The following is a 23,453-nucleotide window of genomic DNA, read 5'->3' on the forward strand; positions in this document are numbered from 1 at the left end:
TTCGCGTCGCGCGGTAGTGGTACGGCCTCATGCGCGGGCCACCTCCGTGCCGTCGTACACGGCCAGCGGGCGCAGCCCGGCCGGGCCCCACTCGGCCGCGAGGGTGATCTCGTGTCCGCCCGCGACCGCGGCCAGCCGCCACGGCTCGCCCAGCGCCGGGTCCAGGGGCAGCGCGTCGCCGTCGGGGTCGACCAGGTGCCAGGGGCTGCCGGGGGCGAGTACGCCGCGCAGCAGCACCGGCCACTGGAACAGCCACGGGTCGCCGGCCAGCGCGGTGCTGACCTCGTCGAGGGCCTGCGCGACGGTCTGCGCCGGGCCGGGCACCGGGCACGCGCGGGGCGTGCCGTGTCGTGCCGCGACCAGGGCGCGCAGCGGGGCCGCGCCGGGGTAATAGGTCAGATCGGCGTCGAGTTCGGTGCCCAGCACCAGGTCGACGGGCAGCGCCTGGCCGGGCATCGCGAACGACAGCACCAGCGCGGGGCGGCCGGTGTCGCGTCCGCGCAGCCATACCCGGCGGCTGGTCAGCTTGTCCTCGGTGTCGTCGCGGGTGCCGACGACCTGCCACCGGTCGCGCACCGGCGGTCCGGCCAGCACCTGCTCGGTGGTCACGGCGTGGCCGACGCGGCTGCTCACCGTCGCGGCCAGGTCCTCGGGCAGCGCGTCGGGGTTCGCGGCGGCACCGGCCAGCAGGTGCAGCAGCGACAGCTCGGCCAGCAGCCGCTGCTCCCAGCCGGGGCCGGAGCTGGGCACCGGGGCCAGTCGCCGCACCGCGGCGGCCAGGCCGGGGGCCTGCGCGTCCACGAGCCGTGCCGCGACCTGCTCGAACGGCCGGTAGCCGGCCTGGTCGAGCCCGGCGATGCCGTGCCGGACCTGATCGGACAGCCAGGTCCGCAGCTCGGCGATGCCCGCGGCGACGGATTCGGCACGTTTGTCGGCGCGGCGCTGCGCGGCCCGCTCCTGCGCCTCGGTGCGCGGCGCGGTGGCCTGCTCGGCCTTCTTCACCGCGCGCGCCCCGCGCGAGGTGGTCCACTCGGTCATCCACGACGGCGGCTCGTCGGCCGCGACCTGGCCCGCGGACCAGCGCAGCAGCAGCGCGAGCGCGTGTTTGCAGGGGAACTTGCGGCTCGGGCAGGAGCAGCGGTAGGCGGGCTCGGTCAGATCGATGCAGATCTGGTACGGGTTGCTGCCGCTGCCCTTGCACAGGCCCCACAATCCCGCCGGGCTGCCGCCGTGGCCGGTGGTGCTCCAGCCGGACGCCCCGGCGAGCTTGCGCGCGGCGGTGAACGACGACGCGTCGGGGGCCAGTCCCTGGACCTGTTCGGCGGTCCAGGGCGGCTCGGTCGGTTCGGACATGCGCGCCACCGTAGCCACCCCGTCCGACAACGACGGTCGCGCCCCGGCACACCGTCGATGCGGCAGCTTCGGCGGGCTCGGTGAGCGGTGCCCGATCAGAACGTGGCGGGTGCGGCCGCCGTGCTCTGCGCCTGGCCCTGCGGCGGAACGATCTCGCCCAGCTTGGCGCGGTGGACCGGGAGGCGGGTGTGCGACGGGTCCAGGAAGTCGATCAGGTCGATCAGGGCGTGCTGGGCGCGCAACAGCCGCTCGTTACCCGCCCGGTCGTGCTCCACGATCTCGACGACGTCGTCGAGCAGCCGGCGGAACCAGCGGCGGAACTCGTCGCTGTTGTCCAGCTGTGAGCAGAACGCCGGGTAGGTCATGCTGTCGGCCCGGCCGTTAGCCGTCTCGATGAGCAGTTCGCCGATGGCCCGCTGCTGTCCCTTGAACAGCCGGAAGTGCGAGCCCGGTAGCTCGAGCTTGGAGAACGCCGTGCTGACCAGTGTCAGGTGATGGTTGAAGGTGCGGTTGCTGTCCTCGTCACCCAGGTCCAGGAAGCGCAACTCTCGGCGGATGATCTCGACCCAGCAGAAGTAGTCGGCCAGCACGTAGACGGTGTAGTCGCGGGCGTAGCGGCGCTCGTCCTCATCCTCGTGGTACAGGAAGTGCGGCAAGTAGGTGCCGCCGACGGCATTGTGCAGACGGGACTGGAGATTGAAGGCGGCCAGCAGCAGCGGCTCGCGGTAGCGGCTGATCACCTCCTGGGCCTGCTCGGCCTTGCTGGCCTCGTGGCGTTCGGCGGCCAGCCGGTGCTCGAACATGGCGTTGCGGCGGGCCGACCAGGTGGTCATGACGCCGGCGACGATCGCGCCGAGCACGGACAGTGCGGCCGAGACCACGGTGACGATGTCGCCCATCGATGATCCTCCAAGTATGACGCCGATACAGTGCGACAGTGTGCCGGGCGGCCCATGAGCGTGCCAAGCCCATACACCCAGCGCAAGCACTCCATCGCCATAAGTGACCTTGTCCACAATGGAGATTCACCGCAGTGGACAGGAACCCCCACCGCCGACTAGGTTCACTGCCCGGAGGCATTGTCAGATAGCGACCTGTGGCGTGTCATGGTTCCGCTTCGTGCACCGGTTGGCCCCCGGATCACGATGTTGACGTCGCGGTGAGCCGTACCTTGGACGTGGTCAGTGTGAGAAACCGTGGCTGGAGCATTCGCGCCAAGATCATGACCCTGGCAGTGGTGCCATTGGTTGCCATCACCGGCCTCTCCGTTTTCGGAGTGGCCGTCAGCGCGGGCGATGCGCTCAACCTTCTCGCCGCCCGCGACTACGAACAGGTCTTCGGCGCATACGGCGAGCGCATGATGGTGCAGCTGCAGAAGGAGCGGCGGATCTCGGTCGCCGAGAAACCCGGCTCGCCTGCGCTGGCCGAGCAGCGGCGTGCCACCGACGAGCGCGAGCAGCAGTTCCACACCCGACTCGCCGACAGCAAGCTGCGCGACGACCTGCCCCCCGACCAGCTCAAGCAGGTCGACGCCTTCCTCGGCAAGCTGGCCGGGCTGCCCGAGCTGCGCACCGACGTGGACGCCGGCAAGATCGACCCCAGCATCGTGGTGCGCCGCTACTCCGACATCATCGACACGCTGTACCAGGCGTTCACGCCGATGACGAAGCTGGCCGACCCCGACCTGGCCGCCCTGGCCCACAGCATCTTCGCCATCAGCCGGGCCCGTGAGCTGCTCGCCCGCGAGGACGCCGTGATCACCGGCGCGGTCGTCGACGGCAAGCTGACCCTGGCCGAGCAGGGCCACCTGCTGCGCGCCATCGGCGCCCGGCGCCAGGTGCACGACGAGGCCGTCGCCGCCCTGCCGTCACCGCACCGCGAGCGCTTCCTGCAGATCTTCGACAGCGACACCTACGGCACCCTGTTCGCCATGGAGGAGACGCTCAGCACCTCCCGCCCCGGCAAGGTGCTGGTCGACGCCGCCACCTGGCGCAGCGCCAACGACGCCATCTACGAGCAGATGGACGCCACCGAGGGCGCGGCCGCCGCGGCCACCTCCGACCTGGCCAACGAGCTGGGTATAGCGGCCTTCGCACAGACCATCGTCGCCGCCCTGCTGGGCCTGCTGTGCGCGGCGATCTCCCTGGTCCTGGCCCTGCGCACCGGCCGCTCCGTGGTCCGGCGCCTGGAGCGCCTGCGGGTGTCGGCCCTCGAGGTCGCCCACGAGCGCCTGCCCCGCGCCATCGCCGCGCTGCGCCAGCCCGGCGCGCTGGTCAACGACCCCTCGCTGACCGACGTGCCGCTCGTCGCCGTCGGCACCGACGAGGTCGGCCAGGTCGGCCACGCCTTCGGCGCCGTGCAGCGCACCGCGGTGCGGGCCGCCGTCGACGAGGCGGTGCTGCGCCGCGGCATCAGCGAGGTCTTCCTCAACATCGCCCGCCGTTCGCAGGCGCTGCTGCACCGCCAGCTCACCCTGCTGGACCGGATGGAGCGGCGCACCACCGAGCCGCAGGAGCTGGAGGACCTGTTCCGGCTCGACCACATGGCCACCCGCATGCGCCGCCACGCCGAGGCGCTGGTCATCCTCGCCGGCGCGGCTCCCGGCCGCGGCTGGCGGCACCCCGTGCCGGTCATCGACGTGGTGCGCGGCGCGACCTCCGAGATCGAGGACTACCAGCGGGTCACCATCGACCGGCTGCCCGACGTGAAGATCGTCGGCCGGGCCGTCGGCGACATCATCCACCTGCTGGCCGAGCTGCTGGAGAACTCGACCTCCTTCGCGCCGCCGCACACCCGGGTCCGGGTCTTCGCCGAGCAGGTCGGCAACGGCCTGGCCGTGCACGTGGAGGACCGCGGCCTGGGCATGAGCGACTCCGAGCTGGTCGAGGCCAACAGCAAACTGGCCGAGCCGCCCGCGTTCGACCCCGCGAGCAGCGCCCGCCTGGGTCTGCTGGTGGTCGCCCGGCTGGCCGCCCGCCAGGGCATCACCGTGCGGCTGCGCCCGTCGTCGTACGGCGGCATCACGGCCGTCGTGCTCATCCCGGCCGAGCTGGCCCTGACCGACCCGACCGACAAGGGCGAGCCGCTGGGCATCTTCGCCCCGCGGGCACCCCGCGCCGTCGAGGCGGCGCCGGCCGCCCCCGTCGAGGAGCAGACCGTCGACCTGGGCGCCGGCGGCGACGAGACCACCGCCCTGCTGCCCAAGCGGGTGCGCAAGCCGGCCGCCGAAACCGTTGCGGTCGCATCCGCCGACGAGGAGACCACCGTCTCGCTCGGCTCCGCAGAACCCGCCGCGGTCCCGCGCCAGCGCAGCGCCGACCAGGTCCGGACGATGATGTCCGCGTTCCAGTCGGGTACCGTGCGCGGGCGCGCGAAGGCGAGCACCGAGAGCACCGCGAACGGGGATGCACCCGCCACAGCACAGACCCCGCAAGACAGCGCCGGTATGGAAGACAGCTCCACCCTGGAAGGACGTGCCTGACGTGGTACCGACGACGACCCGACCCGCGACCGACTGGCTGCTCGACGACCTGCTCGCGCGAGTTCCACAGGCCCGCTGCGCCGTCGTGCTCTCCGTCGACGGCCTGCTCACGGGAGTCTCCAGCGCCCTGTCGCGCGACGACGCCGAGCACCTGGCGGCGATCGCGTCCGGGTTCTCCAGTCTCGCCACCGCCACCGGCCAGCGCTTCAAGGGCGGCCAGGTGCGCCAGACCATCGTCGAGATGGAGGAGGCGTTCCTGCTGGTGAGCACGGCGGGGCAGGGCTCCTGCCTGGCGGTGCTCGCCGACCCGGACAGCGACCTGGGCATCCTCGCGTACGAGATGGCCATGCTGGCGACCCGGGTGGGCACGCATCTGGCCACGCCGTCCCGGACGGGCACCGATGTCCACTGACCCGCTCGACGGTGTCGAGGAAGGCCCGGCCTGGTGGGACCACGAGGCCGGGCCCGTGGTGCGCCCGTACATGGTCACCGGCGGGCGGGTGCGTCCCACCACCGTCGACTTCGACCTGATCACCTACCTGGTGGCCACGGCGACGCTGGCCGCGGACACCCCCAGCCCGGAACACCAGGCGATCCTGGCGCTGACCCAGGAGCCGCGCGCGGTGGCCGAGGTGGCCTCGCGCGTGGACCTGCCCCTGGGTGTGGTACGCGTGCTGCTGTGTGATCTGCTTTCGGACGGGCTGATCTCCCGCTACGATCCTCCCGCCACTGACCATCTCCCCAACGTCGAAACCCTGCAGGCGGTGATCCATGGACTCCGTGCGCTCTGACACCGCGCCGGTCCCCCAGGCGCTCAAGATCCTGGTCGCCGGAGGCTTCGGCGCCGGCAAGACGACCCTGGTCGGCGCGGTGAGTGAGATCGCTCCACTGCGGACCGAGGAGGTGCTGACCACCGCGGGCGTCGGCACCGACGACACCACCGGGGTCGCCACCAAGACCACCACGACGGTGGCGATGGACTTCGGCCGGATCACCATCAACCCGAGCCTGGTGCTGTACCTGTTCGGCACCCCCGGGCAGAACCGGTTCTGGTTCCTCTGGGACGAGCTGGCCACGGGCGCGCTGGGCGCGGTGGTGCTGGCCGACACCCGCCGGCTGGCCGACTCGTTCGCCGCGATCGACTACTTCGAGCAGCGCAACACGCCGTTCGTCATCGCGGTGAACTGCTTCGACAACGACCAGCGCTACACCGCGGAGCAGGTGCGCGAGGCGCTGGACGTCGACGGCCACGTGCCGGTGCTGCTCACCGACGCCCGCGACCGGATGTCGGTGAAGAACGTGCTGATCACGCTGGTCGAGCACGTGCTGACGATGGTCCGCAGCTCCGTCCCGGCCTGACCTGCCACGACAGACGCCGGTGGGCGCGCCCCGCGCGCGCCCACCGGTGTCTTCGCATCACTTCTTGCGGCTGCGCATCACCAGGAACACGACGCCGACGATGATCGCGACCACGACCAGGCAGCACAACAGGCCGAAGATGCTGCCGAAACCGAAGCTGCTCTTCTTCTTGCGCAGGACGTCGGCGACGCCCGTCTCCTCCGCCCACGCGGTGGCGGGGATGAGCACGGTGGCGAGGAAACCGGTGACGACAGCGGCCCAGACACGAGAGATACGTTCCATGCGGGCCAGCGTAGAGGGCGTGCGCCACGGTGGGTCCGCACTGCGTCGGCGTACCTTCTCCTCGCGGGGCTCGTCGAAGGCACCCCCGAGCCCGCTGATTCACTCGCTCCGCTCACTCATCCTGCTACCGTCGGGACTTGTGAGTGATCTTGAGATTCGTCGTGCCGTCCTCGCCGACGTGCCGCTCATCGTCGCGATGCTCGCCGACGACCCGCTCGGCGCGACCCGCGAGGGCGACCCGGCCGATCCCGCGTACGCCCAGGCCTTCGCCCAGCTCGACGCGGACCCGCAGCAACTGCTGGCCGTCGCCGAACGCGGCGGCGAGGTCGTCGGCACCCTGCAGCTCACCGTCATCCCGGGGCTCAGCCGCCGCGGCATGCGCCGCGCCCTGATCGAGGCCGTGCGGGTACGCGCCGACCAGCGCGGCCACGGCACCGGCCGGCAGCTGGTCCAGTGGGCGATCGACCGCGCCCGCGCCGAGGGCTGCGGACTCGTGCAGCTCACCACCGACCGGTCCCGGACCGACGCGCACCGCTTCTACGAGAGCTTGGGCTTCGAGGGCACGCACCTGGGTATGAAACTGGCACTGTGACCGCACCCGCGCCCCGCCCGCTGCTCGTCGTCGACGCCGCCAACGTCGTCGGCTCCGTGCCCGACGGCTGGTGGCGCGACCGCCAGGGGGCCGCCACCCGGCTGCGCGACGCCGTCGCCCGGCTGACCGGCACCGGGCTGCCGCAGCTGCCCGGTCCACTCGACATCGTGCTCGTCGTCGAGGGCGCGGCCCGCGGCGTGGCGGAAACACCGCAGGTGCGGGTGCTCGCCGCGCCCCACAGCGGCGACGACGCGATCGTCGACCTCGTGCGCCACGAGACCGCACAGCGCCCCGCCGTCGTCGTGGCCACCGCCGACCGCGGCCTACGCGACCGTGTCACCGCCCTCGGCGCGCAGATCGTCGGCCCCCGCACCCTGCCCTACCCCTGACCCCCGTAGCGCCCGCACGGCCCGCCTGCGGCGGCGCAGCGCCATGACCATCAGCAGTGGTGGCACCACGCACGCCAGCACAGCCGCGAACGCCCACAGCGGCGCGTCCAGCGGGTTCGCCGTCCGGCTGCCGAGAGTCCCGTGCTCGACGAGGTCCCGGGGCACGTTCAGCTCGCTCGCGCCCAGGGCCAGGGTCAGCAGCACTCGCGCCGAGCCGTCCGCCTCTGCGATTACCAGCCTCGCCGGGTCCTGCGCGCCACGCTGGTCGACGAAGACCGGTTTGCCGTCACGCCAGCCCACCAGCCCGCGCGGCCGGCCCTGCCGCGCGGGGGCCGCCTCGTCGACGAACTTCCCGGAGACCGGGTCGACGTACTGCAGCCGCCAGCCCCACAGGCCGTCCGGCCCCACCTCGCAGGACGCCCAGACGCACCCGTCCGCGGCCACCAGCATCACCGACCGGCCGTCCGGCGTCCACGCCGCCTCCCCGGCCAGCCGTTGCCGGTCCGTCAGCTCGAACAGGATGTTGGGCGTGCCGCTGACAAGGTCGACAACCGTCAGCGTCTGCGGCCGACCGGCCTCACCCGTGGTCACCGCGACCCGCTCGCCGTCCGGCGAGAACGCCCCCGCCGGGGTGTCCGCCGCGGTGAACAGCACAGCCTTCACCCCGCCGGTGTCCAGATCGAAGTACGCCACCTCGTCCAGATCCCCCGATCGCTGCTCGATGACGCCGTCGTCGCGATCGAGCACCAGGAGCAGCCGCCGGCCGTCGGGTGACCACGCCAGCGGCCTGGCCCTGTCGACGGTCGGGATGCCGCGCCCGGTGACCAGGTCCACGATCTCGGACCGGCGCGCCAGATACCGGCCGTCCGGCGAGACGAAGCCGAGGTCCTCGCCCGGATCCATCGGAAACAGCCGGTACGAGCCGTCGCGGCCCACCAGCACCCCCGTCGCCGCCAGGTAGACCGTGTGCGGGTCGACGAACGCGGCCGCCACCGGCCCGTTCAGGTCCTGCTCGTACGTCAGCTGCCACGGATACGGCCGCCCCAGCACCCCCGGCACCGGGCCACCCGCCGTTTGCAGACCCGCGCCGCCCGTGCCCAGTCCCGGCACCGCCGCCAGCCCCGCGACCAGCAGCACCCCGGCCAGTGCCGTCGCCGTCCGGCGCACCCGCCGCCGGCGGCGGCCCCGCCGCCACACCTGCCCGTCGAGCCGCGGCGCCGGCGCGGACTCCGCGGCCCGCCGCAGCGCCTCGCGCAACGTCTCGCTCACCGGTTCACCTCCACCAGCGACCCCGACAGCTCCGGGGCGATCACCCGCAGCCGCGCCAGCGCATCCCTGGTCTGGCTCTTCACCGTGCCGACCGCGATGCCCAGCACCGCGGCCGTCTCCGCCTCGCTCAGATCCTCGAAGTAGCGCAGCACCAGCACCGCCCGCTGCCGTGGCGCCAGCCGGCCCAGCGCCTCACGTACCGCGAGCGCGGTCACCGTCTCGCCCGCGAAGTCCGCCGCCGCCCGCTCCGGCAGCACCGCGACCGGCAGCGCCTCCCGCCGCACCCGCCGCCACCAGGACACGTGCTGGGTGTACAGGATGCGGCGCACGTACGCGTCCGGCTCCCTGGCCGCCGACACGTGCTCCCAGCGCGACGCCAGCCGCAGCAGCGCCAGCTGCACCAGGTCGTCGGCCTGGTGCGGGTCGCCGGTGAGCAGGTACGCCACCCGGGCCAGCATCGGCAGCCGCGAGCGCACGTACTCGTCGAACGACTCGGCGTCGGTCATCGCCACCTCCGCCTCGTACACGCGCCGGACGGGCCGCGCGGAGGGGTCCCCCGCCCGACCTATTCGATCGACGGAACACGCCTGCGGCGCTAACGTGAGCCCCGACATGGACGTGAAGAAGATAAGCAAGCAGCTGGCGTACGTGCTGCGCCACCGCCCCGACACCATCGGCATCACCCTCGGCCCCGACGGCTGGGTGCCGATCGACACCCTGCTGGCCGCGATGCGCGCCCACGGCAAGGGCATCAGCCGCGCCACCCTCGACGCCGTCGTCGCCGACAACGACAAGCAGCGCTTCGCCATCGAGGGCGACCACATCCGGGCCAGCCAGGGCCACTCCGTGCAGGTCGACCTCGGGCTGACCCCCATCACCCCGCCCGACCGGCTCTACCACGGCACCGCCCGCCGCAACCTCGACTCGATCATGGCCGATGGGGTGCACCGCGGCAGCCGCCACCACGTGCACCTGTCCGGCGACCCCGGCACCGCCCACAACGTCGGCAGCCGCCACGGCGCACCCGTGATCCTGATCGTCGACGCCGCCGCGATGGCCGCCGACGGCCACACCTTCTACCGCAGCGCCAACGGCGTATGGCTCACCGACGAGGTCCCCGCCACCTACCTCCGCGGCGAAACCCCACCCGCCTGACACGCACCGCGCCAGCCCACCACTGCGCGACCAAGATCGCCCGACTTGCCAGGCAAGCGGGCGAAAGCGGGTCAAGATACGCACAGGTGCCCGGCAAGTCCGACGATCATCGCGAGCCGCGGACGGGGCCGGAAAGGGGAATCGCCGGTGACCCTTGGGGTCCCGGCGATCGTGGGGTAAAAGAGCGGATGACGAGATTCGAACTCGCGACCCTCACCTTGGCAAGGTGATGCGCTACCAGCTGCGCTACATCCGCACGTCGTTCAGCTGGCCTTGCGGCTCGCTGCCTGACAGGAGAGAACTTTAGCGGGTCGTCCGGCGGCCCCGCCACCGGGTATCCCCCCGGACGCCGCGAACCCGGTCGAGACGGTGATGCGAAACGCCCTCACCTGCCCGTACCCTCGTGCCGTGACCTCCCCCCGCGTCCCCCGCGCCGCGCGTCTCACCCTGGCCCTCACGCTCGTCGCGGCCCTGGCGGCCTGCTCGGCCGACGAGCCCGCCGTCTGGCAGCAGCCCGCGGGCACACCCCCGGTGCCCGCGCCCGCCGACAGCGCCGCGCCCAGCAGCCCGCCGGCCGAGGAGATCACCCTGGCGTTCGCCGGCGACGTGCACTTCACCGGCCGCACCCTGCCACTGCTGCAGAACCCCGACACCGCCTTCGGCCCCTACGCCGAGCAGCTGCGCGCCGCCGACTTCGCCATGGTCAACCTGGAGACGGCGGTCACCGACCGGGGCACCCCGCAGCCCAAGGAGTTCCACTTCCGCGCGCCGACTACGGCGTACGCCGCGATCCAGGCCGCCGGGATCGACCTGGTCTCCATCGCCAACAACCACACCCTCGACTACGGCCAGGTCGGCCTGCTCGACACCCTCGACTCCGCCAAGGCGGCCGGGATGCCGATCGTCGGCGCGGGCCACACCACCACCGAGGCGTACGCGCCGCACCTGGTCACCGTGAAGGGCGTCCGGCTGGCCGTCGTCGGCCTGTCCCAGGTCCACGAGCTCAAGGAGCAGTGGAAGCCCACCGCCACCCGCCCCGGCATCGCCATGGCGTTCGACAGGAAGCTCTCCGTGGCCGCTGTGCAGCAGGCCCGCGCGCAGGCCGACGTGGTGATCGCCTTCATGCACTGGGGCACCGAGGGCCAGGGCTGCCCCAACGGCGACCAGAAGAGCATCGCCAAGGCCCTGTCCGAGGCCGGCGCCGACCTGATCATCGGCACCCACGCCCACGTGCTGCTCGCCGACGGCTTCCTTGGCGGCGCCTACGTGCACTACGGCCTGGGCAACTTCCTCTGGTACTCCACCTCCAAGAGCACCGACACCGGCCTGCTGACCGTGACGATCAAGGACGGGAAGGTCAAAACCCGGAAATTCACCCCCGGTGTCGTATCGGCCAACGGCCAGCCCAAGCCCGTCACCGGAGCCGCGCTGACCGCCGTACAGGGCAGGCTCGAACAGGCCGCACGCTGCACTGGGCTGGCCCAGAGCCCCGCGCCGTGACGCGCCGGGGGACCCCGGTTTGTCAAGACCTCGCCGGACCGGCTAAAGTTCTCATCCGTTGGGCAAGCACGCCGGAAGGCGGGCAAACCTTACAAGCGGATGTAGCGCAGCTGGTAGCGCATCACCTTGCCAAGGTGAGGGTCGCGAGTTCGAATCTCGTCATCCGCTCGGAGAACCGCCGCAAGGCGTCACCACGGTGGAGTGGCCGAGAGGCGAGGCAACGGCCTGCAAAGCCGTGTACACGGGTTCAAATCCCGTCTCCACCTCGTAGTACAGCACGACAGCACGGGCGATTGGCGCAGTGGGAGCGCGCTTCCTTGACACGGAAGAGGTCACTGGTTCAAACCCAGTATCGCCCACCAGCAAAGAGGGCCTGTCCGATCATCGGACAGGCCCTCTTTCATGTCTGAGTGACTACGGCCGAAACCAGCTTCCCGGTCGGCCAACGCAACTGTTGCCAGCCTCCGGTGACGAAGTTGCCGATTCGCCCACTTAGAGGATCAAGGGGCCGCGCAAGCGCGGCCCGCGCGGGGGACGCGGCGCGCAACCGTTTGCGAAGACCCGGATCAAAGCCATCTCGGATGCCCGTCGTGGCCCCGACCGTCCCTCCCGTGACGCCGCCACCTCCGCGCGCCTACCGCAGACTTCCGGTGGACCACCGATGTACAGTGCAACCCCGCTTCACGATTGGATGACACCCGTCATGCGTTGGCCCTGGTCGATAGCCTCCCGGCAGAACCGTCAACCAGCCGGGGAGCATCGTCACGAGATGTTCCGGCACCTGCCTTTTCCGTTCGAGGGCGACACATTCCCGCACAACCTCGGTGCCGTCATCCAGCGCACGGTCTTCGACGGCTTGGAGCCGGCGCGCGAGGTCGGCCACACCGCTGACAACTCGTGGTTCGTCGGCGACGACATCAACGACCCCAACCTGCCGGGTGCCGCCATTGCGGCCTGTATCTGGCACGCCATCAACCAGAACTCATCGATGGCAGAGCTGGCAAACCTGCCGTTGGGCCACGTGGCGCGTAGGGACCACCCAGGCTCACCCTGGATCGTCGAACCCCACGTCTGGCGAGAGAACGACGTCTAACCGACCTCGTAGCCGACACCGCGCAGCCCATTCCCGGGGCGCTGCCCCGGACCCCGGCCACCGCTGCAGAGATCCGGCCGGAAGGGCCGGCTATTGGGGTGGTCCGGGTGGTGATCTCCTCGCGGCGACGCCACAAGGGCGCACCGGTGAACCTCGGACCGGTCAAGGGCCAAGCCGCTCCGCGGTCAGCTCCGCTGCGCCCCGCCGAGCCCTTGCCCGCTCCGAGAACCGCCGGCTCGGTCGGAGACTGCCGCCGCAATGAGATCACCACTCACGTCCTGCTCAGTCGCCGTTGACGACGAGGTAACGGTGTGGCCGGACAGCGGGGAACCTGGGTTGCTGACAGGCATCGGCTCACCGCGCCCGAGCTGCGCCCGACCGGATCACGAGAAATGCCGATCAAGGACGGACCTGGCTTCCCAAGCTGACAGTCACAGGTGGTAGCTAGGGCCCTCCTGCGGATCAGGTTGTTGGCTCCTGTGAGGTCCCTTCCATGCATGCCGTGTATGGCACGATCTTGCCGTGGGCACCTATGACATCGCACTCGTGCTGCTCGTCGACCCCTCAGGCGCGGTGCTTCTGCAGCACCGCGACGAGAGCATGACCGCCTCGCCCAACCAATGGAGCCTGCCCGGCGGCCGCGTCGAGCCCGGCGAGTCGCCCGAGGAGGCGGCCCGCCGGGAACTGCTGGAAGAGACGGGTTTGACCGCGGGTGAGCTGCACCTGCTGTGGAGTGGTCCGCGGCCGTACGAGGCCGACTTCCCTCACACCGTGACGGTCCATGTCTTCCGCGGCACCACCAAGGCGCGGCAGGAGGATGTGGTGCTCGGCGAAGGGCGAGCCATGGTGTTCATTCCCCGGCAGCAGGTTCTCGACCGTGAACTGGCGATCACCTCTGCGCTGGCCCTTCCTCTCCACCTCAAGGAGGCATGACACGTGCCAGATGGTCAATACAGCCTCAGCAGTAAGCGATGAGCACGAGGTAAGCGCGACAGCCTACGGCGCCGCGCGTATCAGTAAGGTGGCCCGATGCAGATCACGCACGAGCCAACCGGATACCAGTGTCCGTTCTGCGATCTTCTGGCGGGCCAGGGCGACCGGATCAATGCCCCCGAGGACATCGTGCAGCGCACCGAGCACGCGGCGGCCCTGATCGCGCCCCGTTGGTGGCCCAAGAACCTCGGACATGTGCTCGTCGTCCCGACCGACCACCACGAGAATCTCTATTCCATCCCGGCCGACGCGTATCGGGCTGTGGGAGATCTGGTGCGCGAGGTGGCTGTCGCAATCCGGGAGACCTACGACTGCGAGGGCGTCTCCACTCGCCAGCACAACGAACCCGCCGGCTATCAGGACGTCTGGCATCTGCACGTGCACGTGTTCCCCCGCTATGCGGGAGACGAACTCTACCGATCGCGGCCACGGGCCGGTTGGGCGACGTTTGAGGAGCGTCAGGTCTACGCCAAGCGGCTGACAACGTACTTCGGCGAGCAGACCGTCGCGTAAGTACCGACTCGAGGGGCTCAAAGAGTCCAAGAGCAGCGGCCCGGCCGGCTGCGAACGCCTCCTCCTGGCCCGGCGTGTCAGAAGTTCCAGCAGGTCGGCAGGTCTGCGTCGCACACGGCACAGATGAAGTCGTCCTCTTTGACGATGTTGCGCTCCCCGCACTTGGGGCAGCACCGGAAGACGTACCGCTGGGTGAAGCCGGCCGGGTGACGTAGTCCTGCGGCGTCCAGCGCAGCAGCCACGGCCGTCCACGAGTCCAGGTCCGGGCAGTATCCGGTGGACTGGTTGGTGACCTCATCGACGGCCCAATCCGCCTGGTCCCGGGAGAAGAGGATCTCTCCGGCCGCCAGGACGGCAGCGCCAGCCGCGCAGGCGACGTGCTCGCTGCGACGTGGGGCCAGGCGAAGAGTGCCATCGAGATCGACGACAAACGTGAACGCCTCCCCGAGGTCGGCTCGGTGGCAAATGTCCAGCCAGGCACCGACGTCGGCGGCGGAGCGGATGCGATGGCCACCGATGGCGTCGGCCGCGAGATGCAGAATTTCCTCGGGACCGACGTATGAGTAGCGCCTGTCTGCCGTCACGCCGCCAAGATAGTCACGGCAGCCCCATCACACCTCGCTATTCCGGGGCCCGATGGTCCTCGACGGCCACGCCTGCAATCCCTGTGCCCTGGCGCAGGCCCACACGGCGACCAACTTGACCACTACCATGCGCCGGTGACCACCGAGATCAGGCCGCCACGCACCATCGCCGTCGCCGCAACTCTGCTGCTCGTCAACTATGCGATTCCTGACGTCGTCAGCCTGATCAAGTACGGCTCGATCGGCACGGCCAGCAGCTCGGGGTGGGTCGTCTACCTCGTCGCCACGCTGCTCTTCCTCGGCTTGGCGCGAATTCTCTGGCTCGGGTGGCCGTTCAGCCGAGTACTTGCCGTCATCATCATGGCGGTGAACCTTTACCACTCCGTCCCGCTTTATGACGAGTTCGCCCACAGTGGGTTGGTGGCCCTGTGGCTCGAAGACGTCGTGATCAGGGTTGTCATCGTCGGGCTGCTGATTGCTCCCCCCGCATCGCGGCGGTGGTTCGCGCAGGTGAGACCGGGCACTGCCGAGGTGGCGCCCTCGGCCGCCGACGAACCCAGTGGGGCTGCGCCCCCAACCCCGTCCGCCGCTGCAGAGATCCGCCCGGCCGGGTATGGGCAGGGTGCGTGAGTGGTGGTGTCCTTGCGTTGGCGGCTCAAGGCAGGGCCGGCGGTTGCTGGCACCCCGCTCGTACCCTTCGCACCGTGAAGACGACATCGAATTCTCCGATGAGCATCCTGGGCGGCCTCGCCATCGTGGTGGCCTTGTTCATGCTGCTCAAGCTGTTCACGACGAACCTCGGACGAGATGGACAGGTGGCTGTGGCCGGAATCCTTCTCGTCGGCGGTGCGCTGATGCGCATCGAGGCCGCGATCAGGAAGAACAAACCCGAGTAACCCGCTCCGCAACGATGCCGTTCCGACGCGGACAGCAGAGCGTAAAGTCTCGCCATGCGCCCCCGCCTGATCCGCGAAGTGCCGAACGACGACCTGCTCCCCGTCGTCGCCGGGCCTGGTCAGGGACGGCTGCGACTGCGCCTGTTCGACGATTGGCTGCTTCCCCTGGGCGAGCTGGATCTGCCCCCACTCGACCCGCGCCTGCGCTTCGCGCCACTGCCCGGCCACACCGCGTTCCTGATAGCCGCGGGCGACGAGGTCATGCTCGTGGAACGCGACGGAACCGTGCGCTGGCGACGCCGCGAAGACCAGGACCCGGAGCATCCGGAGCAGGCCACGCCGTTCGCCGACCCGGGCGGCACGCTGTGGCTGTGGCTGCCCGGCAAGGAGGACCGCATCGCCGTCGTCGACCCGGCGTCCGGCGACCACCTGGCCGACGCCGACGACGAGAACCCCTACGGCGTCGCCGCGTTCTCCCACGGCAGCGCCGCGTTCTTCGCGCACCCGGGCGGCGCCTGGACCGGCCTGCACATCGCGGCGGGAGACCAGGGGTCGGCGAGCTTCCGGATCCGGTACGCCGACGGCCGGATCACCGCCCACGAATGCCTCGGCGAGGCGCTGGCCGGCTTCGACACCGCGGGCACCCGCTACCTGGCCACCCACCACGACGACGACGAGTTCGCCATGCGCTCGTTCCCCGACGGTGAGGTGCTGGCCTCCTGCGACCTCGATGACATTCCCGGCTACCGGCCCGGTTGGCCGTACCGGATCGAGAACGGCGCCTTCATGATCGACGATGACCTGGTGCTGGCCTGCGCCGAAGGCGACGAGCTCGTGAACGACGTGCTGCTGTCCAGCCATACCCTGCACTGGGTCGACACGGTCGACTACCCGTCCGCATCCGGCCGACCGCGGCCGTCGGCGCGGCCCGGCCACTGGCTGACCCGCAACAACCACGTGACGAGGTTGTGGTCGCTGCCGTGACGGCGCTCGCCCGGCCGTCGGGCGTCGATCTCGCGAGCGCACGCGCAGCGCGATCGGTCATGGCGTGGGCACCGTGCGCATTCCGGTCTCGGGCCGGCAGCCCGCCAGGTGATAGACGAAGTAGGGATGCAGGTCGAAGACGGCCACATCGGTCGCGCCGGACACCGTCTGGTGCAGACGCCTGCCGTCGTTCCACGACACGATGTCGCCCTGCAAGCACGGATAGGCCGCCGGATCAGCCAATTCGGCCCGCGAGCCCAGGTCCAGGCGACGCAGCGGGCTGCCGTCCCGCAACGAGATCTCGATGAACGCCGCAGGATGCAGGAAGCGGCGGGAGTAGACCTGTACCGCGGCGACACCGTCGCGGACCGGCACCACGTCCGGGAACCCGCCGCCGTTGCGCACGTGTTCGTCGGTGCCGAGCAGCGCGCCGACGTCGACGCTGAGCCGGCGCAGCGCGCCCGTACGGGGGTCCACCACCGCCAGCGGGAACGCCCGGTCGCCGCCGGTCCGATTCGCGTCGGTGCGCAGCACTTCACCGCTGTCGAGGACGGCGCTGGCGTCGTTCCAGCCGGCGTTGTCGGCGACCACGTGCGAGGCACCGCCGGTCAGCGAGATCAGCTGCGGTCGCCCGGGGTAGTTGTTGCCGACCAGCAGCCAGTCCCCCAGCCGTGACCAGCCCACCACCTCACCGGGCACGCGCCGCCGCTTGCCGGTGGTCAGATCGTGCACGACAGCGGTGGTCCGCCGATCACTCCAGGACAGCCAGCGGCCGTCGGGCGAGAGCACGATGTACTGCGAATCGGCCGGCAGGCGCAGCCCGAACCAGCCGGACTCCGCGGCGATCTGCAACTGGACGTCACTGCCGGACCGCTTGGACCGGATCAGCGCCGCCCGCCCGACACCCCGGTCCTGCGGCAGGCCGGGCAGCACGGCACCGGCCGCCGGCACGCTCTGCGGCAGCATCGGCGACGCGCCCGGCGGGGCGGTCCACGGGCTCGGCGAGACGCTCGGCGACGGGGTGAGCGGTGGCGGCGCCGTGTCGGAGAAGCGCAGCACGTAGACGGTGATGCCGAGCAGCAGCGGAACCAGGATCAGCGCGGCCGCGGCCGCCGACACCCGGCGGGTGCGCCGCCGCCGGGCCGTGGCGACCGCGACCTCGGCGTCGGCGTACTGGCCGGCCTGGTCGGCGAAGTGCGGCAGGGCGAGGCGCAGGTTGTTGAGGGCCACGCTGGTCTGGCTCTTCACGGTCCCGACCGAGCAGCCCATGGCGGCCGCGGTCTCCGCCTCCGACAGGTCCTCGTAGTAGCGGAGCACGAGCACCGCCCGCTGGCGCGGGGTCAGCGTGGCCAGCGCCTGCCCGAGGGCGAGCCGCTCGACGATCTGGTGCGGCTCGTCAGGCCCTGGCTGCTCGGGGATCCACTCGACCGGGTTCGGTGGACGCCTGCGCCACCACGAGATCCGCTCGTTGACGATGATCCGGCGTACGTACGCCTCGGGCTGGCCGTTCTCGGTGATCTGCCGCCACCGCTGTGCCGCTTTGGCCAGTGCCGACTGCACCAGGTCCTGCGCCGTGTGATGGTCACCCGTCAGCAGGAACGCGGTACGTGACAGCGCCCCGCCGCGCGCGAGAACGAACTCTTCGAAGCCGTCGTACCTGTCCATCCGCCACCTCCGCAGACCTACACGCTGGTGCCCGCCCGGAAGTTGGGGCAGTCGGATGGCGCCGTGCGACTGTCGCTCGGATACCCCCTCTGAGCAGGGGAAGTTCGGGATGTCCTAAGCTCCTGCGCCGTGACCTGCTCTCCCCCGGTGGCCGTCCCCGCGCCGGCCCGCCGACGCCACCTCATGATCGTCTCGGCTGCCGCGGTGACCGCCGTGGCCACCGTGGCCGGTGTCGGATTTGCCGTGTTCGGCGGCGAAGACCGTGCACTCACCCTGGAGGTGACCAGCCCATACGGCTACGCGGCGCACGTCAGCTGGGTCACGCCCGACGACGGGTACGCCGAGCACGGGTGGGGCGACATGATGCATGCCTCGGTCGAGTTGCCCTGGCGCACGACGATCGAGGTGAAATCGACCGAAGGCGCGGTCTCGGTCGGCGGCATGGCCGTGCGCGGCGAGGCGATCGGCTGCCGGATCCTGCGCGGAGACGTCGTGCTCGCCGAGAAGTCGAGCGGGATCGCCGCCGGCTGCATCGTCACCCTCCGGAGGGCGTTCGGAGCGGGCCGGACCGACGGCTAGCTGCGCTGTCCCGTGAGTGGGGTATCCGGGTCAGGCCGACACGAAGGCGTGCGGAGGGTAGAGCACCGCCTGGTCCATGATGCCGACCTCCGCCATGAGGGGCATGAGCTTGTCGGCGAAGCGGCGGCAGGCGTCCTCGGACTCCCATACATCGACGACCCGGAACCCTTGTTCGCTCTGGCCGGCGACGTGCACCAGCAGGCCCTCGACGGGCCAGTCGGCGATCGACTCCATGCGGCTCTTGCCGCCGGTGAGCCTGCGGACGAGTTCGTCGTACCGCTCCTTGGTGACGGTAGGTCCCTCATGAACAAGCACGACCGGCATAGCGATCCCCGATCCCCATCTCTATTTTGACCTGTGACATCAGTATATGTCCGGTCATGACCGCTTACCGGCTGTTCGCGAGAGCGCGCTGCCCCGTTCGGCGTCGAGCGCCGGGTTCAGCGGGCGGGGCCGCGGAAGATGTCGTTGAGGTCGTGCTGGCTGACCTGGTCGTCGGCATAGGTGAAGGTGCCCTGCTCGGCGAGTTCGCGGGCGGCGCGCATGAGCTGCCGGTACACGCTGCGGGCGATGCTGCCGCCGACGGTGACCCGCCGCACGCCCAGCTCACGCAGGTCGTCCAGCGCCAGCGCGTTGCCGCTCAGTCCCATGACGACGTTGAGCGGGCCGTCCAGCTCCTGCACGAGCGCGGCGATGGTCGCGGCGTCGGCCGCACCCGGCACGAACGCGCAGTCCGCCCCGGCGGCCAGGTAGGCGTTGGCCCGGCGGACGGCGTCGTCGAGGCGGCCGCCGACCAGCAGCACGTCGGTGCGCCCGACCAGGGTGAACGGTATTCCGCCGGCATCGGCCGCCGTCCGGGCGGCACGGATGCGGTCGGTGGCGATCGCGAGGTCGTACAGCGGCTCGGCCCGGTCACCGGTGAAGTCCTCGATGTTGCCGCCGCACGCCCCAGTCGCCAGCACGGCCGAGATCGTGGCCGCCACGTTCTCGGGCGCTGAGCCGTAGCCGTCTTCGAGGTCCGCGCTCACCGGCACGGCAACCGCCGCGGCGATCTCGCGGACCCGGTGCAGCATCGTGTCGCGGTCGACCCGGTCGTCCGGCGACTGCTCCGCGCGGTAGTCGTGGTCCGGGTGGCCGAGGGAGAACGCGATGCCCGCGCTCGTCGTCGCGACGGCGGGAAAGCCCACGGCCGCCAGGATCCGGGCGCTGCCCGCGTCCCAGGCGTTGGGCAGCAGGAAGCAGCCTGCCCGGTGCAGCTCGGCGAAGCGTTGTGCACGCTGCCGTGTCTCGCCGTCCATGTGGTGAACCTCCGGTGGTGAGCGACCGTCGTGACCGTACACGGCACCGGGCGAGACGGGCTGAACGGCGACGTGCCGGAGCCGCCCGAGTGGACTCTCCTCGGGCGGCAGCGGCAGGCTCGCAAGGTCAGCGGCCCGTGCGGTCGGCGATGAGCCGTGCGGTGACGGCCGATGCCCACAGCCAGCTGATCGCGCCTCCGGCCAGCATGAGCCGGTAGTCGGGCAGCGCGATCCCGACCACGGTCAACCCGGCGTACGCTGCGGCGACGGCGTGACCTGCCACGGCCCACGCCTGACGGCCCGTGCGACGGAACCGGCGACCGAAAACGAACGTGGCCGCGACCAGTGCCACGCCCATCAGCGGCGACGCGAACACGTGCAGGGTGCCGTGCCAGGTGAGCTGCGCGGGCGGCCCGTCCGGGGCGCCCACGGGGTAGCCCATGCCGGGGTCGACGATGAAGACCCCGCCGGCCAGCAGGGCGACGCCGTACGCGCCGATGAGGCCCGGCCCCCAGGTGCAGGCCGGGCCGCCGCGCAACGCCCGCCGCAGGCCCGCCGCCGAGGCGAGCACGAGCACACCGGCCACCACGAAGTTGGTGATCTGGAGCCAGCCGGCCGCGCCGAGGCTGAGCATGCTCAGCGGATGGATCCGCGGGTCCACGCCGGTCTTGGCGGCGAACTGGACGACGGTGGCGACCAGGAACAGCGGGCCCGCGACCACGCCCGCCGCGAGCAGGGCGTCGGTGCCGCGAGTGCCGGGCGGGGCACCGGCCAGGGGTGTCGCCGCCGGGTCGGCGGGAGCGGTCCGGGCGGCAGGGACGGCGGTCGAGGTCATGCGGGCTCTCCTTGGGGGTCGGTCAGGCAGCGGACGGGGATTCGGCTTGCGCCGGATACCAGCGCAACTCGACGGTGTTGTGGTCGGGGTCCTGGACGTACAGGGAGGTGGCGGTGCCTCGGGCGCCGAAGCGGCTGACCGGTCCCTCCAGGACGGTGAACACGCCGGAGGCGACGACGGCGTGCCAGTCGAGGGGGTCGACGACCAGGCAGAGGTGGTCGACGTTCGACTCGCCGCGAGGGCGCCGGACCAGGTCGATGATGGTGTCGGCGGTGACCCGCACCGAGGGGAAACCGACCTGCCCGGCACGCCACTGCTCGACCCTGACCGGGGCGAGGCCGAGCAGCCCGCAGTAGAACTCCAGGGACCGCTCGACGTCGGTGACGTTGAGGACCAGGTGGTCGAAGGCCTTGACCCGCAGCGTCATCAGTTCGCCTCCAGCGCGCGGGCCTGGCGCAGCCAGTCGGCGAACAGGATCGCGTCGATGTCGGCGGTCGAGCGCAGCTTCACCGCGGCCATCTGCCGGGAGCCGGGTTCGAGTCGGCCGGACGGGTCGGTGATCTCCTGGCCGCGCCACAGGCCGAAGGTGACATGGGAGGTGTACGCCTTCAGCAGGCAGATCGGCCGGCGTCCGGGGACGTCGCCGAGGCCCCACACGGGGTGGCCGTGCCACATCGCGCTGCCGGCGTCGGGCAGCGCGGCGTCGATGACCGGCCGGGTCTGCTCGCCGACCTCGCGGAGCGCGGCGTCGAGGCCGGTCAGGTAGTCGGTGATGTTCGTCGTCATGGTCGTTTCCTCGTCGGGGCGGTGGTTCGGGGCGGGCCGTCTGCCCTGCTCCGGTCTGTCCGGTGACCCGGTGACGTCCTCTACGATTCGCCATTCGGCGGATCCGACCAAGCCGTGATCGGGCTACGATCGTTTACTCGGATTCAACGAACCGGAGGCGGCATGCTGGAGCGGCACGAGCTGGAGACGTTCCTGACGCTGGCCGAGGAGCTGCATTTCGGCCGTACGGCGGAGCGCCTGCACGTGACGACCGGCCGGATCAGCCACGTGATCAAGAAGCTGGAGCGGCGCGTCGGCGCACCGCTGTTCGAGCGCACCAGCCGGGTCGTCCGGCTCACGCCCATCGGCCGGCAGCTCGCCGACGACCTGGCCCCGCTGGTCGCGCAGCTGGACGAGGCACTGCGCCGGGCCGTCGACGCCGGGCGCGGGGTGGCGGGGCGGCTGCGGGTGGCGTTCCTCGGCGAGTACCTGGCGCCGGTGCTGCTCAAGGCGGTCAACCTGTTCACCGCACGGCATCCCGAGTGCGAGGTCGACGTGCACGAGGTGCAGCTGTACAACTCGCGGGCCAGCCTGCTCGACGGCTCGATCGACATCCTGGTCGCGGCGTACCCGTTCGACGGGATGGCCCGCGGCCCGGCGCTGATGGTGGAGCGGCGGATGCTGGCCGTGTCGGCGGCGCATCCGCTGGCCGGCCGGGAGTCGGTGCCGCTGGAGGTGCTCGGCGACCACCCGGTGATCCAGTACCCGGCGGTGACGTCGGCGGAGTTCAAGCGCGACCGCACGCCCGAGCACACCCCGTCGGGCCGGCCGGTGCCGAAGGGGCCGTCGGGCAAGACGTTCTCCGAGATGCTGTCACTGGTCGCGCTCGGCCGCGGGGTGCTGCCCGTGGGCGAGCAGACGCGGCAGTACCACCCGCGGCCGGACATCGCCTACGTGCCGATCTCCGACGCGCCGCCGATCGAGCGCGGGCCGGTCTGGCTGGAGTCCAACACCACCGCCCGGGTACGCGAGTTCGTCCGCGCCGCGACCGACGCCAACCCGGTGACCATCGCGCAGGGCTGACCGGGCTCCGTCCAATCGTGCCCTCCCTTCGGGAGGTCAGCCGGTGGCTTGCCTGCCGTCGTTCAGCTCGTCGTGGATGTGCTGGGTGAGGGCGGTCATCGCGGTCTTGGCGCGTTCGCCGTCGCGGCGCTGGATCGCCTGCGCGACGTCGGCGTGCAGGGTCAGCGCGCGCTGATCGGGGTGATGCGGCATGAGGTGGTGGTGGTGGCGGCCGGTCAGCGACTCGGCCACCAGTTCGTGCAGCCCGGCGAACATCTCGTTGCCGGAGTGCAGCAGCACCCGCCGGTGGAACTCGATGTCGGCGCTCAGGAAGCCGGGCTCGTCGCCGGACTCGGCCGCCGCCCACAGCTTCGCGGCGAGCGCCACCAGCTCGGCGGCGTCGGCCGCGGACGCCCGCCGCGCCGCGAGCAGCGCCGCCTGCGGCTCCACCGCGGCCCGCAGCTCGGTCAGCGAGCGCAGCTGGGCCAGCCGCTCGTCCGACGCCAGCCGCCAGCGGATCACCTGCGGGTCGAAGACGTTCCAGTCGGCAGGCGGTCGGATCCGGGTGCCGACCCGGCGGCGCGCCTCGACCAGGCCCATCGAGGCCAGCACCCGCAGCACCTCGCGGACGACCGAACGCGACACACCGCACCGTTCGACCAGCTCGTCGACGTAGAGCACGGTGCCGGGCGGGAACGTGCCGCCGCAGATCGCGACGCCGAGCTCGTCGAGCACGCGGGCGTGCAGCCGGGATGCGGTGGGGGGTGTGTCCATCCCATACAACATACCAGTTTGCGGGTTGGCCT

At 71.2% G+C, this 23,453-nt stretch carries 28 protein-coding genes, 4 tRNA genes and 1 pseudogene; 19 read left to right on the forward strand and 14 right to left on the reverse strand.

What is annotated here, in order from left to right:
* Positions 1-27 precede the first annotated feature (27 nt).
* Positions 28-1,353, reverse strand: a complete 1,326-nt coding sequence (locus F9C41_RS13280) for an SWIM zinc finger family protein (protein ID WP_155387094.1) — start codon at positions 1,351-1,353, stop codon at positions 28-30.
* A 95-nt stretch (positions 1,354-1,448) separates the two neighbouring features.
* Positions 1,449-2,252, reverse strand: coding sequence for a hypothetical protein (locus F9C41_RS13285; RefSeq protein WP_155387095.1), 804 nt, complete (start codon positions 2,250-2,252; stop codon positions 1,449-1,451).
* A 323-nt stretch (positions 2,253-2,575) separates the two neighbouring features.
* On the opposite strand from F9C41_RS13285, the gene F9C41_RS13290 reads away from it, so the two are divergent.
* The 4 genes from F9C41_RS13290 to F9C41_RS13305 are packed head-to-tail and all read left to right on the forward strand — an operon-like array spanning position 2,576 to position 6,193.
* Entirely contained in the window at positions 2,576-4,834 is a 2,259-nt protein-coding gene (locus F9C41_RS13290; RefSeq protein WP_155387096.1) for a sensor histidine kinase, read from the forward strand.
* A gap of 1 nt (position 4,835) precedes the next feature.
* Positions 4,836-5,246: a roadblock/LC7 domain-containing protein gene (locus F9C41_RS13295; RefSeq protein ID WP_230689625.1), complete on the forward strand. Its 411-nt coding sequence runs from the start codon at positions 4,836-4,838 to the stop codon at positions 5,244-5,246.
* A complete protein-coding gene (locus F9C41_RS13300; protein ID WP_155387098.1) occupies positions 5,236-5,625 on the forward strand; it encodes a DUF742 domain-containing protein in 390 nt (129 codons plus the stop codon). Before F9C41_RS13295 ends, F9C41_RS13300 begins: the two co-directional genes overlap by 11 nt.
* Positions 5,606-6,193, forward strand: a complete 588-nt coding sequence (locus F9C41_RS13305) for a GTP-binding protein (RefSeq protein ID WP_120318925.1) — start codon at positions 5,606-5,608, stop codon at positions 6,191-6,193. The genes F9C41_RS13300 and F9C41_RS13305 overlap by 20 nt, the downstream gene beginning before the upstream one ends.
* A gap of 57 nt (positions 6,194-6,250) precedes the next feature.
* Here the strand turns inward: F9C41_RS13305 and F9C41_RS13310 are convergent, their stop codons facing one another.
* Positions 6,251-6,475: a hypothetical protein gene (locus tag F9C41_RS13310; protein WP_155387099.1), complete on the reverse strand. Its 225-nt coding sequence runs from the start codon at positions 6,473-6,475 to the stop codon at positions 6,251-6,253.
* 139 nt (positions 6,476-6,614) lie between these two features.
* Between F9C41_RS13310 and F9C41_RS13315 the strand changes: the two genes are divergently transcribed.
* Positions 6,615-7,067: a GNAT family N-acetyltransferase gene (locus F9C41_RS13315; RefSeq protein ID WP_155387100.1), complete on the forward strand. Its 453-nt coding sequence runs from the start codon at positions 6,615-6,617 to the stop codon at positions 7,065-7,067.
* Positions 7,064-7,456 (forward strand): NTP pyrophosphohydrolase, encoded by a 393-nt coding sequence (locus F9C41_RS13320; protein WP_196279749.1) that lies wholly within the window; start codon positions 7,064-7,066, stop codon positions 7,454-7,456. Before F9C41_RS13315 ends, F9C41_RS13320 begins: the two co-directional genes overlap by 4 nt.
* Here the strand turns inward: F9C41_RS13320 and F9C41_RS13325 are convergent.
* Positions 7,391-8,725 carry a PD40 domain-containing protein gene (locus tag F9C41_RS13325; protein ID WP_155387101.1) on the reverse strand — a complete coding sequence of 445 codons (1,335 nt, stop codon included), beginning with the start codon at positions 8,723-8,725 and terminating at the stop codon, positions 7,391-7,393. The genes F9C41_RS13320 and F9C41_RS13325 overlap by 66 nt on opposite strands.
* The gene (locus F9C41_RS13330; protein WP_155387102.1) at positions 8,722-9,231 is read right to left on the reverse strand and encodes a SigE family RNA polymerase sigma factor; all 510 of its coding nucleotides are present in this window, start codon (positions 9,229-9,231) and stop codon (positions 8,722-8,724) included. Before F9C41_RS13330 ends, F9C41_RS13325 begins: the two co-directional genes overlap by 4 nt.
* Before the next feature lie 106 nt (positions 9,232-9,337).
* Between F9C41_RS13330 and F9C41_RS13335 the strand changes: the two genes are divergently transcribed.
* Positions 9,338-9,880: an RNA 2'-phosphotransferase gene (locus F9C41_RS13335; RefSeq protein ID WP_155387103.1), complete on the forward strand. Its 543-nt coding sequence runs from the start codon at positions 9,338-9,340 to the stop codon at positions 9,878-9,880.
* Between the two features lie 183 nt (positions 9,881-10,063).
* On the opposite strand, the gene F9C41_RS13340 is transcribed toward F9C41_RS13335, so the two are convergent.
* Positions 10,064-10,136: transfer RNA gene (locus F9C41_RS13340), tRNA-Gly, on the reverse strand.
* Positions 10,137-10,288: 152 nt separating this feature from the next.
* Here F9C41_RS13340 and F9C41_RS13345 point away from each other — a divergent pair.
* The 7 genes from F9C41_RS13345 (at position 10,289) to F9C41_RS13375 (ending at position 13,979) form a co-directional block, all read left to right on the forward strand.
* Entirely contained in the window at positions 10,289-11,380 is a 1,092-nt protein-coding gene (locus tag F9C41_RS13345) for a CapA family protein (RefSeq protein ID WP_230689559.1), read from the forward strand.
* 95 nt (positions 11,381-11,475) lie between these two features.
* Positions 11,476-11,548: transfer RNA gene (locus F9C41_RS13350), tRNA-Gly, on the forward strand.
* Between the two features lie 27 nt (positions 11,549-11,575).
* Positions 11,576-11,646: transfer RNA gene (locus F9C41_RS13355), tRNA-Cys, on the forward strand.
* A gap of 21 nt (positions 11,647-11,667) precedes the next feature.
* Positions 11,668-11,742, forward strand: a tRNA-Val gene (locus F9C41_RS13360).
* Positions 11,743-12,149: 407 nt separating this feature from the next.
* Complete coding sequence (locus F9C41_RS13365) at positions 12,150-12,473, forward strand: hypothetical protein (protein WP_155387105.1); 324 nt, start codon at positions 12,150-12,152, stop codon at positions 12,471-12,473.
* 522 nt (positions 12,474-12,995) lie between these two features.
* Complete coding sequence (locus F9C41_RS13370; protein ID WP_155387106.1) at positions 12,996-13,406, forward strand: NUDIX hydrolase; 411 nt, start codon at positions 12,996-12,998, stop codon at positions 13,404-13,406.
* Positions 13,407-13,502: 96 nt separating this feature from the next.
* Entirely contained in the window at positions 13,503-13,979 is a 477-nt protein-coding gene (locus F9C41_RS13375) for an HIT family protein (protein WP_155387107.1), read from the forward strand.
* Positions 13,980-14,056: 77 nt separating this feature from the next.
* On the opposite strand, the gene F9C41_RS13380 is transcribed toward F9C41_RS13375, so the two are convergent.
* Positions 14,057-14,563: a hypothetical protein gene (locus F9C41_RS13380; protein ID WP_230689560.1), complete on the reverse strand. Its 507-nt coding sequence runs from the start codon at positions 14,561-14,563 to the stop codon at positions 14,057-14,059.
* Between the two features lie 135 nt (positions 14,564-14,698).
* Between F9C41_RS13380 and F9C41_RS13385 the strand changes: the two genes are divergently transcribed.
* The 3 genes from F9C41_RS13385 to F9C41_RS13395 all read left to right on the forward strand — a co-directional run bounded on the left by F9C41_RS13385 (position 14,699) and on the right by F9C41_RS13395 (position 16,443).
* Positions 14,699-15,193: a hypothetical protein gene (locus F9C41_RS13385; RefSeq protein WP_155387108.1), complete on the forward strand. Its 495-nt coding sequence runs from the start codon at positions 14,699-14,701 to the stop codon at positions 15,191-15,193.
* Positions 15,194-15,267: 74 nt separating this feature from the next.
* Positions 15,268-15,459 (forward strand): hypothetical protein, encoded by a 192-nt coding sequence (locus F9C41_RS13390; RefSeq protein WP_155387109.1) that lies wholly within the window; start codon positions 15,268-15,270, stop codon positions 15,457-15,459.
* A 54-nt stretch (positions 15,460-15,513) separates the two neighbouring features.
* A complete protein-coding gene (locus tag F9C41_RS13395; RefSeq protein WP_155387110.1) occupies positions 15,514-16,443 on the forward strand; it encodes a hypothetical protein in 930 nt (309 codons plus the stop codon).
* 1,185 nt (positions 16,444-17,628) lie between these two features.
* Here the strand turns inward: F9C41_RS13395 and F9C41_RS42165 are convergent.
* Positions 17,629-18,108 (reverse strand): annotated as a pseudogene (locus tag F9C41_RS42165) (SigE family RNA polymerase sigma factor); the annotation flags it as partial.
* A 204-nt stretch (positions 18,109-18,312) separates the two neighbouring features.
* On the opposite strand from F9C41_RS42165, the gene F9C41_RS13405 reads away from it, so the two are divergent.
* Positions 18,313-18,687 carry an MmpS family transport accessory protein gene (locus F9C41_RS13405; protein ID WP_155387111.1) on the forward strand — a complete coding sequence of 125 codons (375 nt, stop codon included), beginning with the start codon at positions 18,313-18,315 and terminating at the stop codon, positions 18,685-18,687.
* A 30-nt stretch (positions 18,688-18,717) separates the two neighbouring features.
* On the opposite strand, the gene F9C41_RS13410 is transcribed toward F9C41_RS13405, so the two are convergent.
* The 5 genes from F9C41_RS13410 to F9C41_RS13430 form a co-directional block, all read right to left on the reverse strand.
* Complete coding sequence (locus F9C41_RS13410) at positions 18,718-19,011, reverse strand: hypothetical protein (protein ID WP_155387112.1); 294 nt, start codon at positions 19,009-19,011, stop codon at positions 18,718-18,720.
* Positions 19,012-19,127: 116 nt separating this feature from the next.
* Positions 19,128-19,985, reverse strand: a complete 858-nt coding sequence (locus F9C41_RS13415) for an isocitrate lyase/PEP mutase family protein (protein WP_155387113.1) — start codon at positions 19,983-19,985, stop codon at positions 19,128-19,130.
* 127 nt (positions 19,986-20,112) lie between these two features.
* Positions 20,113-20,820, reverse strand: coding sequence for a DUF998 domain-containing protein (locus tag F9C41_RS13420; protein WP_155387114.1), 708 nt, complete (start codon positions 20,818-20,820; stop codon positions 20,113-20,115).
* A gap of 22 nt (positions 20,821-20,842) precedes the next feature.
* The gene (locus F9C41_RS13425; protein ID WP_155387115.1) at positions 20,843-21,247 is read right to left on the reverse strand and encodes a VOC family protein; all 405 of its coding nucleotides are present in this window, start codon (positions 21,245-21,247) and stop codon (positions 20,843-20,845) included.
* Entirely contained in the window at positions 21,247-21,606 is a 360-nt protein-coding gene (locus tag F9C41_RS13430; protein WP_155387116.1) for a DUF1801 domain-containing protein, read from the reverse strand. The genes F9C41_RS13425 and F9C41_RS13430 overlap by 1 nt, the downstream gene beginning before the upstream one ends.
* Positions 21,607-21,768: 162 nt before the next feature.
* On the opposite strand from F9C41_RS13430, the gene F9C41_RS13435 reads away from it, so the two are divergent.
* Positions 21,769-22,668, forward strand: coding sequence for a LysR family transcriptional regulator (locus tag F9C41_RS13435; protein WP_155387117.1), 900 nt, complete (start codon positions 21,769-21,771; stop codon positions 22,666-22,668).
* Positions 22,669-22,704: 36 nt separating this feature from the next.
* Here the strand turns inward: F9C41_RS13435 and F9C41_RS13440 are convergent, their stop codons facing one another.
* Positions 22,705-23,421, reverse strand: coding sequence for a FadR/GntR family transcriptional regulator (locus tag F9C41_RS13440; RefSeq protein ID WP_155387118.1), 717 nt, complete (start codon positions 23,419-23,421; stop codon positions 22,705-22,707).
* Positions 23,422-23,453: the final 32 nt, after the last annotated feature.

It is taken from the genome of Catellatospora paridis, from assembly GCF_009720365.1.
In the GTDB taxonomy this organism is placed as follows: domain Bacteria; phylum Actinomycetota; class Actinomycetes; order Mycobacteriales; family Micromonosporaceae; genus Catellatospora; species Catellatospora paridis.

What these genes read in the sequence shown, in the direction of transcription:
- F9C41_RS13330 (WP_155387102.1), bottom strand. Translation starts at nt 9,231, where the DNA reads ATGACCGACGCCGAGTCGTTCGACGAGTACGTGCGCTCGCGGCTGCCG.
- F9C41_RS13335 (WP_155387103.1), top strand. Translation starts at nt 9,338, where the DNA reads ATGGACGTGAAGAAGATAAGCAAGCAGCTGGCGTACGTGCTGCGCCAC.
- F9C41_RS13365 (WP_155387105.1), top strand. Translation starts at nt 12,150, where the DNA reads ATGTTCCGGCACCTGCCTTTTCCGTTCGAGGGCGACACATTCCCGCAC.
- F9C41_RS13300 (WP_155387098.1), top strand. Translation starts at nt 5,236, where the DNA reads ATGTCCACTGACCCGCTCGACGGTGTCGAGGAAGGCCCGGCCTGGTGG.
- F9C41_RS13280 (WP_155387094.1), bottom strand. Translation starts at nt 1,353, where the DNA reads ATGTCCGAACCGACCGAGCCGCCCTGGACCGCCGAACAGGTCCAGGGA.
- F9C41_RS13395 (WP_155387110.1), top strand. Translation starts at nt 15,514, where the DNA reads ATGCGCCCCCGCCTGATCCGCGAAGTGCCGAACGACGACCTGCTCCCC.
- F9C41_RS13425 (WP_155387115.1), bottom strand. Translation starts at nt 21,247, where the DNA reads ATGACGCTGCGGGTCAAGGCCTTCGACCACCTGGTCCTCAACGTCACC.
- F9C41_RS13410 (WP_155387112.1), bottom strand. Translation starts at nt 19,011, where the DNA reads ATGCCGGTCGTGCTTGTTCATGAGGGACCTACCGTCACCAAGGAGCGG.
- F9C41_RS13310 (WP_155387099.1), bottom strand. Translation starts at nt 6,475, where the DNA reads ATGGAACGTATCTCTCGTGTCTGGGCCGCTGTCGTCACCGGTTTCCTC.
- F9C41_RS13440 (WP_155387118.1), bottom strand. Translation starts at nt 23,421, where the DNA reads ATGGACACACCCCCCACCGCATCCCGGCTGCACGCCCGCGTGCTCGAC.
- F9C41_RS13305 (WP_120318925.1), top strand. Translation starts at nt 5,606, where the DNA reads ATGGACTCCGTGCGCTCTGACACCGCGCCGGTCCCCCAGGCGCTCAAG.
- F9C41_RS13435 (WP_155387117.1), top strand. Translation starts at nt 21,769, where the DNA reads ATGCTGGAGCGGCACGAGCTGGAGACGTTCCTGACGCTGGCCGAGGAG.
- F9C41_RS13420 (WP_155387114.1), bottom strand. Translation starts at nt 20,820, where the DNA reads ATGACCTCGACCGCCGTCCCTGCCGCCCGGACCGCTCCCGCCGACCCG.
- F9C41_RS13375 (WP_155387107.1), top strand. Translation starts at nt 13,503, where the DNA reads ATGCAGATCACGCACGAGCCAACCGGATACCAGTGTCCGTTCTGCGAT.
- F9C41_RS13285 (WP_155387095.1), bottom strand. Translation starts at nt 2,252, where the DNA reads ATGGGCGACATCGTCACCGTGGTCTCGGCCGCACTGTCCGTGCTCGGC.
- F9C41_RS13415 (WP_155387113.1), bottom strand. Translation starts at nt 19,985, where the DNA reads ATGGACGGCGAGACACGGCAGCGTGCACAACGCTTCGCCGAGCTGCAC.
- F9C41_RS13430 (WP_155387116.1), bottom strand. Translation starts at nt 21,606, where the DNA reads ATGACGACGAACATCACCGACTACCTGACCGGCCTCGACGCCGCGCTC.
- F9C41_RS13290 (WP_155387096.1), top strand. Translation starts at nt 2,576, where the DNA reads ATGACCCTGGCAGTGGTGCCATTGGTTGCCATCACCGGCCTCTCCGTT.